This window comes from Paenibacillus sp. TCA20, assembly GCF_000732325.1.
Classification (GTDB): Bacteria; Bacillota; Bacilli; order Paenibacillales; family Paenibacillaceae; genus Paenibacillus; species Paenibacillus urinalis.
This window is the reverse complement of sequence record NZ_BBIW01000012.1, coordinates 45,110-59,761: the sequence shown is the minus strand read 5'-3', so window position 1 is coordinate 59,761 and position 14,652 is coordinate 45,110. Positions and strand designations below refer to the sequence as shown.

General features: G+C 46.8%; 12 protein-coding genes. All 12 read right to left on the bottom strand.

Annotated features, from left to right (window positions below):
* Window positions 1-95: 95 nt before the first annotated feature.
* A complete protein-coding gene (locus TCA2_RS20095; protein ID WP_047913398.1) occupies window positions 96-530 on the bottom strand; it encodes a helix-turn-helix domain-containing protein in 435 nt (144 codons plus the stop codon).
* Window positions 531-1,026: 496 nt separating this feature from the next.
* Complete coding sequence (locus TCA2_RS20090) at window positions 1,027-2,532, bottom strand: alpha-glucosidase/alpha-galactosidase (protein WP_047913397.1); 1,506 nt, start codon at window positions 2,530-2,532, stop codon at window positions 1,027-1,029.
* A 167-nt stretch (window positions 2,533-2,699) separates the two neighbouring features.
* Window positions 2,700-3,587: an AraC family transcriptional regulator gene (locus tag TCA2_RS20085; protein WP_047913396.1), complete on the bottom strand. Its 888-nt coding sequence runs from the start codon at window positions 3,585-3,587 to the stop codon at window positions 2,700-2,702.
* Window positions 3,588-3,599: 12 nt separating this feature from the next.
* A complete protein-coding gene (locus tag TCA2_RS20080) occupies window positions 3,600-5,507 on the bottom strand; it encodes a PAS domain S-box protein (RefSeq protein ID WP_047913395.1) in 1,908 nt (635 codons plus the stop codon).
* A gap of 211 nt (window positions 5,508-5,718) precedes the next feature.
* Complete coding sequence (locus TCA2_RS20075) at window positions 5,719-7,998, bottom strand: choice-of-anchor I family protein (RefSeq protein WP_052512245.1); 2,280 nt, start codon at window positions 7,996-7,998, stop codon at window positions 5,719-5,721.
* 263 nt (window positions 7,999-8,261) lie between these two features.
* Window positions 8,262-9,119, bottom strand: a complete 858-nt coding sequence (locus tag TCA2_RS20070; protein WP_238546462.1) for a MetQ/NlpA family ABC transporter substrate-binding protein — start codon at window positions 9,117-9,119, stop codon at window positions 8,262-8,264.
* A 31-nt stretch (window positions 9,120-9,150) separates the two neighbouring features.
* The gene (locus TCA2_RS20065; RefSeq protein WP_047913482.1) at window positions 9,151-9,780 is read right to left on the bottom strand and encodes a methionine ABC transporter permease; all 630 of its coding nucleotides are present in this window, start codon (window positions 9,778-9,780) and stop codon (window positions 9,151-9,153) included.
* A 74-nt stretch (window positions 9,781-9,854) separates the two neighbouring features.
* Window positions 9,855-10,604, bottom strand: a complete 750-nt coding sequence (locus TCA2_RS20060) for a methionine ABC transporter ATP-binding protein (RefSeq protein WP_052512244.1) — start codon at window positions 10,602-10,604, stop codon at window positions 9,855-9,857.
* 176 nt (window positions 10,605-10,780) lie between these two features.
* Window positions 10,781-11,470, bottom strand: coding sequence for a pectate lyase (locus TCA2_RS20055; protein ID WP_370510373.1), 690 nt, complete (start codon window positions 11,468-11,470; stop codon window positions 10,781-10,783).
* A gap of 253 nt (window positions 11,471-11,723) precedes the next feature.
* Window positions 11,724-12,323, bottom strand: coding sequence for a response regulator transcription factor (locus TCA2_RS20050; protein ID WP_047913394.1), 600 nt, complete (start codon window positions 12,321-12,323; stop codon window positions 11,724-11,726).
* A 17-nt stretch (window positions 12,324-12,340) separates the two neighbouring features.
* Window positions 12,341-13,462: a sensor histidine kinase gene (locus tag TCA2_RS20045; RefSeq protein ID WP_047913479.1), complete on the bottom strand. Its 1,122-nt coding sequence runs from the start codon at window positions 13,460-13,462 to the stop codon at window positions 12,341-12,343.
* A gap of 130 nt (window positions 13,463-13,592) precedes the next feature.
* Window positions 13,593-14,642, bottom strand: coding sequence for a fatty acid desaturase (locus tag TCA2_RS20040; protein ID WP_047913393.1), 1,050 nt, complete (start codon window positions 14,640-14,642; stop codon window positions 13,593-13,595).
* Window positions 14,643-14,652 lie beyond the last annotated feature (10 nt).

The following is a 14,652-nucleotide window of genomic DNA, read 5'->3' as shown; positions in this document are numbered from 1 at the left end:
CATCCAATAGCTGTTTATGTAAAAATTTAAATATTAGATCAATAAAATAGCGAATCTTCCGCTTTAATGGAGATTCGCCGTTTAGCTCATTAACCTTATGCTTGCATTACACTCGTTTCAATCTGGATCGTTGTTCTTAACCCGAGGGCATTCATGATGGATTGAATCTTCTCTGTTGTGGCCCCGCTGTACTCATTGCGTTCATCCCTTGATACCTGTGCCTCGGACACACCTAATCTTTTGGCAAGCTCAGCCTGCGATATATTCATAAAGATCCGGTATGCGATCAGATTCTTTCCGAGATCCGTTATGCTCTCCAGCGGACCGAATGATCCCTTCTTGATCATTTCATAGTCGTAAATCTCTTCAGCCAGTTCCTCTTTAAAAGACAACAACGGACGAAGGGCCATGTCTGTCTGTTCTTTGCTCATCCCGATGCTCTGATAACGCAGCTTCTCATTCGCGATATAGGCCTTATGATCCTTCATTTTTTCCAAAGCTCTTCGGTAAGCGGTTTCAGTCTTGATCATTTACACTCATTCCTTTACTCCTCATACTTGTGATGCTTTTGTCAGCAGATCATATAAATATGTATGGCTTAATATGCTCAGAATATACGTAAATCAAGCAATTTTTATTAACATTTTTGTTAATAATTATATGGCAGAATAAACAAGCGGTCAATAATGAAGGGAATGAAAAAAGCCTGTCCCCACCTATAGGGACAAGCTCTCAGATTATGTATGGTGATTGCTGCTTACGATCTACGTCTTACCGAATAAGGTATTTCTTTGAGCAGTACTCCTAGCAGGAGAAAACATAAATAACTAAACATTACGACCATATCCATACTTTTTACCATTATTTTCTCCTCCAATATACTTTTATCCTAAATTTAACAGCTGGTTTTCATTTTGTATACTATATATCGAATTTTCACAGTTGCTTTTTAACGCCTTACTGCACTAATGAAAAAAAAACGACAACGACAGCTTCGCTGTGTTGCCTAAACATTGTGAATTAAGTTTAGTTTCCAACCTTCTCGCGGTCCTTGCCTTTGTCGGACTCCCCCGCATTTTTATTCGCTGCTTCACGATCCTGCTGCATTTCCTCAATGGTCTTCACTTTAAGCCTTGCCGCCCCTTGATAGTCCCGGGTTGGAATCAGGTTGCCTGCAGCAAGCCGTTCCTTGGCAGAAGCAATCGCTTCGGTATATTGCGGAAGCCACTTCTCGCCAGCGACCAGCATTTCATCAACCATTTGCCATATTTCCTTCGGATTGCAGACCGCTCCTACGAGGGGGTCCATCATAAAGGCTTGACGAAGCAGCTGATCATCTCCATGAATGGCCGCTTCGACTGCAAGACGCTGTACAGAGATGCTCACATTGCATACAGCAGCCGGTCCAAGCGGGAGATCCCCGACATGCGGCATCGAGATCCCGTTCCGATCGACATAGCCTGGCGCCTCAATAATGGCATCATTCGGTAGGTTGGAAATAACACCGTTATTCACTCGGTTGAAATGTCCCCGGTATACTCTGCCAGTCTCCAGACTCTCAATGATATAGGAGCCATGCTCCTGTCCACGTTTCTCCGGTACAAATTGGTTCGGCTCCTCCTTCATCCAGTTAGGAAAGTCCGTTTCGAACCAGTTTCTTCCCTCTGTACACACCCGAAGATATCCGCCGGTTTCCCCATTAATCCAGCTGCCCAGATCAATCCATTCCTGGATTTCATCCGGACGCTTGCGATACCACGGTACATATTCACTCAGATGGCCATTCGATTCAGTACTGTAATAACCGAAGCGGCGCAGCATATCGATTCTCACTTTTTCTGTACGGCTGAACTCTGGATGCTTCTCGAAAGCCTCTAGCAGTCCTGCCGTCAGATCCTTTCCTTCATGGCTTGCTTTGATATACCAGGTTTGGTGGTTGATTCCGGCACAGACGATATCGACATCCTTCATCTCAAGCCCATACACCTGTGCGATTTGATGATGTCCATGCTGTACGCCATGGCATAAGCCTACTGTATTTACACCGCCGTATTTGTTGCAGGCCCAGGTCAGCATCGCCATCGGATTAGAGTAGTTCAGCAGCAGTACATCCTCCGAGCATACCTCACGGATATCCTTGCAAATATTCATCATTTCAGCGATTCCGCGCTGTCCGTACATGATGCCGCCCGCACACAGCGTATCTCCTACGCATTGATCGACACCATATTTTAGTGGAATATCGACATCCGTCGCAAAAGCTTCCAGTCCACCGACACGAATTGTACATATGACATATTTCGCATCCTTCAGCGCTTCACGTCGATTCGTGGTCGCCTTAATCTCGATGGATAGTCCATTCTCCCGAATGTCACGTTGACACAACTCAGTTACCATATCCAGATTATGTTGACTAATATCTGTAAATGAAATTTCGATATCGCTAAATTCAGGTACGGTCAGCAGGTCACGCAATAATCCCCGAGTAAATCCAATACTTCCTGCTCCAATAAATGCTACCTTAAGAGACATTAGCTTCTCATCCACCCTTCCTTATTAAGACCCTTGATATTCTCTTCGTCATTGTAGCAATATCTATTCAGGAAGCGTTACCAATATCGTGACTTCTTCATCCGCTGTATGTACAAAATCCTCACCTGTGAACAACAAAAAGAAGAGATCACAAGACCTCTTCTTCTCTAGTCCCAGGACTTTTTTTCACCCAGCTCCCGATATTTAACAGGCGTTAAGCCGGTATGCTTCTTAAACAAGGTGTGGAAATATTGACGACTGCTGATCCCTACATAATCCGGAATATCCTGAATCGGAATTTCCGTTTGGGAGAGCAGCATCTTCGCCTTATCCATCCGCACCTTGGTCATATATTCTGTCAGTGTTTGGTCGGTATGTTTCTTGAATATCCGGTGCAGATAGCCTGGATGCAGGTTAACAAATGCAGCTACATCCTTAACCTGAAGCGGCTGATCAATATGCTGACGCATATATTGAATACTCTTCGTAACGTATCCGTCCGCAAGCGGCTCATTACCCTCTGCGGTACTTCTCAGCCTTGCGATCCGCACCAGCAGCTGACTGAACAGAAGCTCAATCATGAAGCTGGTGTCTGCAGAATGCTGCCGATCCAGCTCCAGCACCAGACTCTTCAGCACATAATAGACTTCTTCCGGATCAGATAACACAAGATGCCTGAACGGATGCGCCAGAAACACAGCGACCTCCCGCTCCTCCCTTGCTATATGTCCAAGAGAGAAGGGTCCCGAATACGGCTGGAAACCGAATTCTACATTCAGCATTCGACAGGGAGCCGCCTGCTCCACGATTAACCGATGAGGAACCCCCTCATCAAGAATAATAAACTCACCTTTACGCAGTACAATCCGCTCGGTCCTGTCGTCATCTCCCATCACATCAATGGCGCCTGTTCCTTGGATCATATACATGATCTCGGTCCAGCGATGCTCATGATATTCCATCTTGTAGTTCTGCCACTGTTTATAATAATAGGCATAGAATTCAGGTCCAGCCTCGGAAGGCGAGAGCTCATGATGAAAAAAACTGCCTCGCATCACCGCTCCTCCTTAGTCCTCTCGCAGTGCAATATATTTTTGAATGGCAGCTGAAACGGCAGTCATGCTGAGCGGCTTGCTCACATAGTCATCCATTCCAAGCTCCAAATATTTATTGCGATCCCCATGAATGGCATGTGCCGTGACGGCGATGATGTATGGACCTTCGTTACCAGGCATCTCTTGGCGAATCATTCTTGTTGCCATTAGGCCATCCACGACAGGCATCTGGACATCCATAAACACCATATCGTAAGCCTGATCTTTACAGGCCTGTACTGCCTGCTCCCCGTTTGGCACTACCGTTACCCGATATCCCAGCCTGTCCATCATCTTAATGAACACCAGCTGGTTCACCTCATTATCCTCTGCGACTAGAATCTTAAGTGGTTCGACAGAAGCTCCATGATCCTGTTCTGTCTGCTCACTCCATAGGCCTGCTGAAGGAGGCTGAAGTCTGAAGTTAGCTGTAAATATAAATTTGGATCCCGGGCCATCCGGTCTTGGTTCATACCAAATATCGCCCTCCATCAGCTCAACCAGCTTCTTACATATCGCAAGTCCAAGACCCGTACCTTCAATCTTCCGAGTCATATAATTATCGACCTGATAGAAGGGCTCGAATAACCGGTGCATCTTATCTGCAGATACGCCAATTCCTGTATCCTCAACCTCGACTTTGAGCCTCACATGCCTGGATGTCTGCTCGACTTGTTCGACACTTACCGATACACTGCCGCTTGGCGTAAATTTAACTGCGTTGCTCAATAAATTCATCAATATTTGTCTTACCTTGGTCCCGTCACCATACAGATACTCAGGTACGTTCGGCGCAATCGATGTTCTAACCTCAATCCCTTTCTCAATGGCTCTTGGCTGATTAATATAGTAAGCCTCAGACAAGGTTGTTCTCATGATGAACATTTCATGGACCAGGTCAATCTTACCGGATTCAATCTTGGAAAAATCCAAAATATCGTTAATAATGTTCAGCAAGGTGCTGCCGCTCTGCTTAATAATTTCAACATACTGGCGTTGTTCAGATTCAAGCTCGGTTTCCAGCAGCAAATCTGTCATACCAATGACACCGTTCATCGGCGTACGAATCTCATGACTCATCATCGCCAGGAACTCGCTTTTTGCCTTATTTGTTTTCTCAGCCGTTTCTTTCTCGATCAGAAGCCGCCTTTGCTCGGTAATATCCTTCAGAATCAGATAGAAGCCAACTCGATTATTGTGAATAATAATGGGAGCAAGAGAGGCAAGAACCTCGACAAGATGACCATCCTTGTGCTTGATATGATCAATTCCCTCTTCAATCAGCGCATGATCAAGCTCGTCTGATTTTAGATTCGCCAGTATTTGTTCGTCAATCAGCCTGGCAATTCTTGTCCCGATTAATTCCGCAATGGTGTAACCCGTCAATGTTTCTGTCATTTGGTTGCCATTAATGATATTGCCGTCCAGGCCAAATGAGATAATGGCATCATGATTGTATTTTTTTAGTGAAGTGTATCTTTCCACACTTTCATTCAGCTTTAATTCTGCTACTTTATTTGCTGTGATATCTATAAGATGGGCAATGAAATAGATCGGCTCCTCTGATGTTTCATCCAGCACCAAAGACACGTGGACACTGGCCCATACCGTGTTTCCGTTTCTATGCACATATTCCTTCTCAAATTTAATCGAAGACGAAGCGCGTTCCAGTAACGCTGATGGATGAACCGCTTCGGAGAAAATGTAATCAATCGCCGGAAGGTTCATGAGCTCCTCCAGCTTATAACCTAAGATATGACAGGCGGACGTATTCGCATGAATCCAATTGCCCTGGGTCGATACTAGAGCAATGCCTATCGGCGCTTGATTATAAATATGTTTTGCTATGGCTTGCTGATCAAATTGCAGGAAATCACTCATTTATCGCCCCTCCTCGTTCAAATATTATACATGAGGTGTCAGCATAGGAGGAGATCGTTTTTAGAAAATAGACAAAATTTACGGATTCTATTTTCTGGAATGTGAAAAAAGCGGCTTCGCTGTACAAGCGAAACCGCCCTCATGCGTCATACGAAGTCACACTGCACTCCCTCGCTGCCCGCTGTTCATCTTCACTAACCTCAAGTCTTGCTTATTCTATAGTCCCTGCCTTGCTTAACAATCTGTACAGCACTTCGGCTGCCTCTGCACGGCTTGTGTGCGTACTTGGATGGAGACGACCCGCTTGATCGCCTAAGATCATCCCGCTGTGCACCAGGTTTGCAAAGCTCTCCTTCGCCCATTCCTGCACATCTGCATAGTCTTTATACTTGCTCAGTATAGAGATCGCTCCTTCCTCTGAAGCGCCCACAAGACGAGCTGCACGATCAAGCATTACGGCCATCTCTGCCCGTGTAACAGGAGTATTGGGGGCAAACGAGCTGCTGGTTCTGCCAGAGATCAGATGATTCTCAACAGCCGCCTGCACATCGTCTGCGTACCAGGCATTCGAAGCTACATCTGTGAAGCTGCTTGCTTCGCCCGAGACTGGAGTCAGATCCAGGGCGTTAACGAGCATGGAAGCGAACTGAGCCCGGGTCACAGACTTATTGGGAGCAAAGTGCTCACTGGATATCCCATGAAGGATTCCGCTTGCGGCAAGTTCAGTAATGCTGTGAGCCGCCCAGTGACCATTCAGGTCTGTGAATGAAGGAGCTTCATCTGATGTACTGTCTTCCGGAAGCTCGCCGGGAATCGTTTCACCCTCTGTATTCATTTCCAGAATGGTAACTGTACCCCCAACCTCATTCGCTACTAGAAGCAGTGGACTTCCTGTAGTACTGTCCGCAGCAGAGATGAATTCCAGCCCTTCCGGTCCCGTATCTGTTGCCAGGATGTCCTCCTGACCGTATTTGCGGGTGTTCACATAGCTTGTAAACACAGGCTTCTCCGGGTTCGTCACATCGTATACCATGACCCCTCCCGTTCTCTCCAGACCCGTAAAGGCATAAAGCTTGTCTCCTACCTCACCAACGGTTACATATTCTGGCTCTGGACCCTTCTTCGGACTCCGGTCGTCCATCTCTTCATCATCATTGCTTACATTGAAGAATTCGGGGTTCGCTTCTCCTGTAATTCGTTCAAAATCGCTTCCGCTGTCATATACCTGCTCCATTGTATCTGCATTCCAGATGGAGAAGGATCGGCCTCCGTACAAGTACAATTCTTCGTATACGCCATTTTGCAAGCCCATTTCGGAAATGACACGAACATCATCATAATCTTCCGTTTGGCCCAGCCACTCAGATAAGGATGCAGACAGCTTGTAGCCCTCTTTTATATCCGATATCTTGAGCTCATTCTCAAGGCCTTCCCATCCTGTCGCATCTCCTTCATTCGCTGTGAAGAGATATGTTTGGCCATTTATTGTATGTGATGCAATACCATCCGGCATATACAGACTTTTGAGTGGAGCATTCTCAAGCTTCACCTGACCATCAGAGATCAGATCCGCCTCGTTTCCAGACTTACTCAGATCCTTAGCTCCCAGCCCTTGCACAGACACTACCTTTGCCTCTGCCAGATCAATTGCAGCAATGGCATTATTCTCCTGCAGAGCTACATATGCCGTCTTATTATCGTCAGAGAGGGCCATATATTCCGGCTCAAAATCCGTTTCTGCCTTCTCCTTCGTACCCATCGAAACGATGATTCCATCCTCATTCACATCACCGCGAATATGTACGTCATCTCCGATCACGGACGGATCATTGAACAAGACCTGCTTTACTTCATTTGTGCGTGTATCAATGATCGTAACACTACCTTTCGGATCTGCCCCGATGCCATCACGAGGCTCTCCCTCATCCGCAGTCAAAATATAACGTCCATCCGGGCTGATCTTGATCATATCCGGCTGCACACCTACCGCATATTCCTTAATCAGCTTGCCATCGTAATCCAAGACCAGCACTTTGCCTGCTTTCATGGAGGCTTCCTCTTGTACTGCTACAGCAACATATTTACCTGCCGTATTCACATCCACGCTTGTCAGATCACCGACCTTAAAATCAGCTGCTGCTGCAAGCGCCTCAATATTAATGCTGTTCACTTTGCTGGTCTTGCCGTCTTCTGCCAGCTTCACAATATCCAGACTTGGCGGCTGCGTAGCTCCGTTGACCAAGTAGAAGCTGTCATTGTCCTTGTTGTATCTAACGATCTCAGCAATACCGCCATCGGCATTGGTTACCCCTACTTCATAGCTTCCGATCTTGTTGATCTGAAACGCATTCAAGCTATTAGCTGCGTCTGCCACAGCCGGTGCTGCCGAATTACTGGCTGCATATACATCTGCCGGACCTGCCGGCACCATCCCCAGCGTAAGTCCTGCGGCCAGTAACATCGTTATGTATCTCCGTGCCTTCATTCTCATATTCTCTCTCCTCAATGAAATAATAGATTTAAGCTGCATTTTGCAATTGTATAAACGAACTGTTAAGAGAACAGCAGTATTGTGTATGACAGGTGTAAAACGAACGAAGAGAGAAATAATATTTCATTCGTAAATATTATAGAGTTTAGGATTAGGATTTGTTTTTATGTACAGCTTCATCCGTGCTTTGCAGCAAAAACAGAGAGGGTATATCCGTATCCTAAAAAAGAAGGAGGCCCCATCAGATGGGACCTCCTGTTTCATTAGAACGCCGGAATCATTGTATCCGGGTGCTTCTCTTCAATATATTTTCTTGCCTCATCGCTGGTAAGTACTTCGGCCAGCTTCTGAATGGCTTCTGAATCCTTGTTATCCTCGCGAGCAACGAGTGAAATCGCGTATTTCTCATCCATTTCCTCAGTTACAATCGCGTCCTTCGGCGTCAGGCCGAGAGGAGAGGCATAGGCAGGATACATTGTTACCAAGTCAACATCCTCATATGCACGAGCAAGCATCAGCAGATCCACTTCCTGGAACTTATAGTTCTTCGGGTTCTCTACAATATCGGATTGAAGTCCGTCGGTGCCGACGCCTTCCTTCAGCTTGATCATCCCGTTCTGGTCAAACATGGCAAGCGACCGTCCGATGTTCGCCGGATCATTCGGAATGGCAATCGTTGCACCTTCCGGAAGTGCATCAATACTGTCATAGTTCTTGGAGTAACCGCCGTAAATGATATGGTAAATCGGAGTGACTACCGTCAGATTGGCATCAGCATTATCATTGTACTGCTGCATGAACACTTGATGCTGGAAGAAATTCGCATCCACTTCATTATTCTTAAGTGCATCATTTGGCTGAATGTTATCCGATACGTTCACAACCTCGAGCTCGATTCCTTCTTCCTTCAATGTCGGCTTCAAGGCTTCCATCATATCAACCATGGCAGGAAGACTGCTTGCCACTCGCAGAGTCTGGGACTCACCTGTCCCTGATGCGCCTTCGTTATTGTCAGCTGTATCGCCGCTATTCGAGCCGCAGCCCGCCGCGACCAGCATTATTGTCAAGATTAATAGGAGCCCTGTCCACTTCATTACTCGTGTGCTGTTTAATGTTCTCATGAATTACAAATTCCCTTCCAAGTTTGATTAGTTAGCGTTTGTCCAAGCTTCTCGATAACAGATTACCCAAGTATTGAACCAACTGTACAAGCACAATCATGATCAAAATTGTAAACACCATCAGCTCAGTCTCATATCTTTGATACCCATAGCGAATGGCAAAATCTCCAATTCCACCGCCTCCCACGACGCCGACCACGGTCGAGTACGAGATGAAGCTGATGGTTGAAGTGGTAAGACCCCGAACCAACCCGGAGCGTGCCTCGACAAACAAGAATTTGAATATAAACTGCGAGAGTGTCGCTCCCATAGACGAGGAAGCCTCGACAACCCCTCTTGGCACTTCAAGCAGTGATTGTTCTGCCAGACGCGAATAAGTAGCAATCGCCACTACGGCAAGCGGTACGGAAGCAGCGACGGTTCCAAGCGCGGTCCCCACAATCATCCGGGTAAAAGGAATCATGAAGACGACCAGCAGCAGGAATGGAAAGGACCGGACAATGTTAACGATAAAATCGAGGATGCCAAATAGGGTCCGATTCTCATATTTCTGTCCTTTGCGCGTCAAATACAGAAGTGTTCCCAGCGGAAGACCCAGCAATATAGCTGCTGCCAGTGAGATCCCGACCATCAGAAAGGTCTGACCGATCGACTTCCACATCTCAGAAGAATAGGTCTCCACATAATTGGGATAGAAATGAACGACATAATCGTAGAGTCCTATAAAAAAATCACTCAACGCTCGTCACCTGCTTCCTGCTCCTCGTACCAGGCCAGCATATCTGGAGGCAATGCACCCTCTGCCAGCTCTACGGTCCGAAGGATTTTGCCCGAGTCCATGAAGGAAACCGATTGGCACAGCCGCTCCACAACAGATACCTCATGCGTAACGATCACGATGGTAATGCCCATTTCCCTGTTGACATGCTCCAGCAGCTCCAGCACACCGCCTGTTGTCTTCGGATCAAGTGCCGAGGTCGGTTCATCACAGAGCAGTACCTGGGGCTGATTTGCAAGCGCCCTGGCAATGGCTACCCGCTGCTTCTGCCCTCCGCTGAGCTGAGCCGGATATTGTGCCGCCTTGTCCGAGAGACCGACAAACTGCAAGTATTCCTGAACCCGCTGATTGCGTTCCTCTCGGGAGACACCAGCAAGCTCAAGCGGAACCGCAACATTCCCATGCACAGTTCGATTAGACAGCAGATTGAAATGCTGAAAGATCATTCCGATCTTTCTTCGCGCTTCCCGCAGCTCGCCTTCCTTCATCCGGGTCAGCTCCTGATCTCCCATATAGACTTGTCCCTGATCCGGCCTTTCCAATACATTCATCATACGAAGAAGAGTAGACTTTCCCGCGCCGCTTGCCCCGATAATGCCGTGAATGGACCCTTGCTCAATATGAAGAGACACATCATCAACGACGGTCAAGCCACTGCCATGCTTCCCTGCCCCGAATGTCTTGCTGACATGGCTTAGCGATATCACGTAAAATTCAATCCTCCTTAATCATAAAAGAGCCCGCACCGGATCGATAGACATGACCCGGGCGAGCGTGTGTAACACTTTTCCAAACAATCGAACCTTATAAATCATAGCATATATGAGTCTGAAATTCCATACATTTTCAACATTTAGGATCTAAATGTCTAAAAACTCAAGCCTCAGTATGGGGTATTCCCTGACTGTGACGTATTTCCAGAAGCAAAGCCCTTAAATAGGGTAGGTACATCATGATATCGGGTATTCGTAATCTTACCAGTGGACGTGCTGCTGTCGGTTCGCAGAATAGAATCCTTGACGTTCGAAATATCCGAGCTGTCTACATTCATCACGACTTTATAGGAGCTTCCGCCATTCTGACGAACAAGCTTGCCAATATCGTCGGCTCTGAAGTTCTTGATATTGAATGTACCTGCGGCATTGGCTTGGAAGACTTTATCGTAGGCTTTATAGGCTGCTCCGCCTGTAATGTTCACCGTTCCGGAGGATTTCAGGGTCAATGCGTCCTCACCCACATCCTGCCATGTTACATTCGTAATATTACAGCTTCCATAACAATGTACACCATCCGCTGCAGGTGCGCCGAGAATAACGTTCTTTAATGTAGCTCCAGCCTCCAGCCTGAATACCGGCTTCTGTCCCTCACCTTGTCCACCATCCCCAAGCGTACTCGGGTTAGCCACGAAGGTCTGCCCCTGTCCGTCATAAGTTTGTCCCGCAGGTACAATAATGGTTTGATTTACCGTGGTAGCCGCATTCATACTTCCTGGCAAAATGCCAAATGCAGCCGCGACCAGAGTCGTAGACAACAAGGCTCCCGTTAAACGCTTCTTCAACACTGTCTTCATCATTCATCCCGTCCTTCTATTTAGAATTTGAATACTGCTCCTCACGATACAGCGTGAATGTGCACCTTCACTTGCATCGTGTGTCCCAGCATATCAAAGGACAGACAAGTACCGGAATAATCATTAGACAAGTTAGCTCATTTCATACGTATCTCAAGGGGCCTGTGTCTTCTATATAACGGATTCATCAGATACATTACGCGCGAGGTTATATACTGCATATCGCCGTAACACGAATAATCATTAGAAGTGTTTTTTACTTAAACCAGCCTTTTTCCTTAAAATGCTTGATCGCCTCAATCCGGTTGCTGACGCCGAGCTTGTCCAGAATGACTGACACATAATTGCGTACCGTTCCTGTCGTAATGTACAGCTCATCCGAAATTTCCTTCGTATTCTTGCCATCTGCAATCAGCTCAAGCACGGCCTTCTCCCGATCCGTCAGCGGGTTCTTCTCGCCGTATCCTTCATCAACCAGCTCAGCCGCATAGATTCTTCTTCCTGACATGACACTCCGAATGGTCTGAGCCAGCTCCTCAATTGGACTGTCCTTAAGCAAGTATCCGCTGACCCCTGCCTTTAGGGCGCGCTCAAAATAACCGGTACGAGCAAAAGTAGTCAGTATAATCACTTTGCAGTCTCTGCCCTTGATTTCCTCTGCGGCGTCCAGCCCATTCTTGATCGGCATCTCAATGTCCATGATGCAAATATCCGGCTCATACTGATGGACGAGCTTAATTGCGTCCTCTCCATTATTTGCCCTGCCGATCACTTCCATATCCTCTTCAAGATCCAAGAGGGATGCGAGAGCCCCTAACAGCATCCGCTGATCTTCTGCAATTACAATTCGTATCAAGATATCCCACTCCTATCTCACTCTGCCGCAAGTACTGCATGTGGCACAGCAATGCGCAGCTCGGTTCCTTCATGTGTCGCAATATGGAGACTACCGTTCACAAATTCAAGCCGCTCCTTCATTCCTCGCAGCCCATTGCCCCGTGACTTCTTAGCCGCTTCTCCAATCCCCCGCCCATTATCCTTTATGATAACTGCCAGCTCGGTTCGTTCAGGATGGATCGTTATGTCACACCTGGTCGCCTCACTATGCTTGACCACATTCGTCACTGCTTCCTTCAGCGACATTCCGAGCACATTCTCGTTCATTAAAGAGAGGTCACTTAGATGCTCTTCCCCTTCAATATGAAGCTCAATGTCAGCCGCCTTCAAAATCTGACGGATTCGAAACAGCTCGTCCTCCAGCCGCGCCCCTCTCATCTGGGTGACCATCTCGCGCACTTCCTTCAGTGCGGTGCGTGCCGTTTGCCTTACATCATCCATCTCACTCTGTGCACGCTTCGGATCACGGACAACTAGCTTGCCCGCCAGTTCGCTCTTCAGGCCAATAAGCGACAGCTTCTGACCCAAAGTATCATGCAGGTCACGCGATATTCTCTGCCGTTCTTCTAGCTTGACCAGCTCGGAGATCCGTTTATTCGCATTCTCCAGCTGGCCTTCGAGCCGATCTTGTTTATTTTTGTTATAGGTGTTGACAGGAAGCAGTATCACAGCCATCATACTGATCAGTACAAAAGGAAGCTGCTTAATGACCACTTCATTGGCAGAAGCCAGTGAATAATTAATCGTAATAAAGGTCGTGACAAGATGTACGGTATACAGCGTAATAAATCCGGCCTTATTTTGAATCGTCCCAATGAAGAAAGCCAGAAAAAGTGAAAAATAAACAAAGCCGAAGATAAGCGCCATCATAACAGATATCGCGATTTGAAGCCCATACCAGATGTATACCGGCCATCCCCTCATGACAAGTCCGAGCAGATTCGAGCCGAAGAAGAGGATGATCAGCAGAACACCGAATACAACATATCCTTTGGAGGAAGATCCGATAATAAAATAAAACGGCAATATAAAACAGACCAGCCATACATAAGGGTTCAGGCCCGTATTTTTGCGAAACATATCCTGCCAGCGATGCATGCTGTTCATTTAAGTTCACCTGCTCATTTCCGAGAGTTCATCATCCGCTGCAGCCCTAATAATAAAAAGACTACAGATATGATTATCTATAGTCATCTTACCATAAGCACTGAAGTCTTATGCTTCCTATTTAAATGGCTGCTGCCTTCTTGTCTGCGAGCTCTCGCTGAGCACGCTCCTTGAGACGCTGCCCTTTCTTGTATTGCCTGAACGTTACAAATTTCTTCATATCCTCGTTCCACAATCGGAACCTCATCGCCTTGAAGCTCTCCAGGACGGTAATCGTCGTAGCTTGCTGCAAAGGCGGTGTGGCGTTGTGTGCCTCCTCCAAATGGTAGTTAGGCACCCTCGGGCTCAGATGGTGGACATGATGGAATCCGATATTACCCGTAATCCACTGCAGCGGCTTCGGAAGCTTGTAATAGGAGCTGCCTTCGACAGCAGCTTGAATATAAGACCATTCTTCCTCACTCTCGAAATAAGAATCCTCAAAGGTATGCTGAACATAGAACAGCCAAATGCCAAGCATGCTTGCAAAATAAAATACCGGCACCTGGACAAGCAGGAATGCCTTCCAGCCGATGGCCAGAATGAGCAGCGCATATACACTCACGATCAGCAGATTCGTTAAATACGTATTTAAGCGTTCCTTGCGCTTAGCACCGCGCCGATTAAATCGATATTGCAGCAAGAACACCGCAATCGGACCGATTCCGAACAGAATGATCGGATTACGATAGACACGATAATAAAACTTGGTATACCATGGTGATTCATTATATTCGGTGACGGTCATCATCCATATATCGCCGATTCCTCGTTTATCCAGGTTACCGCTGGAGGCATGGTGCACCGAATGACTGTATTTCCACTGCATATAAGGGGTAAGTGAGATCACACCCGTCAGCGTACCCACAATGTTGTTTGCTTTTTTATTTTTGAAGAAAGAACCATGACAGCAGTCATGAAATATGATGAATGTCCGAATGACAAAACCGGCAGCAACCAAAGTTATAGGCAAGGTGAGCCAGTAGGATACCGACAAACTTACGTAGGCCAAATACCAAAGCACAAATAAAGGAATAAGCGTATTTACCATTTGAATTACACTTGCTTTGAGCTCCGTTTTTTCGTAAGGAGCTACTTCCTTTTTTAACTGGGATTTAAATGATGCAGACATGACATCGTCT

What these genes read in the sequence shown, in the direction of transcription:
- TCA2_RS20095 (WP_047913398.1), bottom strand. Translation starts at nt 530, where the DNA reads ATGATCAAGACTGAAACCGCTTACCGAAGAGCTTTGGAAAAAATGAAG.
- TCA2_RS20090 (WP_047913397.1), bottom strand. Translation starts at nt 2,532, where the DNA reads ATGTCTCTTAAGGTAGCATTTATTGGAGCAGGAAGTATTGGATTTACT.
- TCA2_RS20085 (WP_047913396.1), bottom strand. Translation starts at nt 3,587, where the DNA reads ATGCGAGGCAGTTTTTTTCATCATGAGCTCTCGCCTTCCGAGGCTGGA.
- TCA2_RS20080 (WP_047913395.1), bottom strand. Translation starts at nt 5,507, where the DNA reads ATGAGTGATTTCCTGCAATTTGATCAGCAAGCCATAGCAAAACATATT.
- TCA2_RS20075 (WP_052512245.1), bottom strand. Translation starts at nt 7,998, where the DNA reads ATGAGAATGAAGGCACGGAGATACATAACGATGTTACTGGCCGCAGGA.
- TCA2_RS20070 (WP_238546462.1), bottom strand. Translation starts at nt 9,119, where the DNA reads ATGAGAACATTAAACAGCACACGAGTAATGAAGTGGACAGGGCTCCTA.
- TCA2_RS20065 (WP_047913482.1), bottom strand. Translation starts at nt 9,780, where the DNA reads ATGTGGAAGTCGATCGGTCAGACCTTTCTGATGGTCGGGATCTCACTG.
- TCA2_RS20055 (WP_370510373.1), bottom strand. Translation starts at nt 11,470, where the DNA reads ATGATGAAGACAGTGTTGAAGAAGCGTTTAACGGGAGCCTTGTTGTCT.
- TCA2_RS20045 (WP_047913479.1), bottom strand. Translation starts at nt 13,462, where the DNA reads ATGCATCGCTGGCAGGATATGTTTCGCAAAAATACGGGCCTGAACCCT.
- TCA2_RS20040 (WP_047913393.1), bottom strand. Translation starts at nt 14,642, where the DNA reads ATGTCTGCATCATTTAAATCCCAGTTAAAAAAGGAAGTAGCTCCTTAC.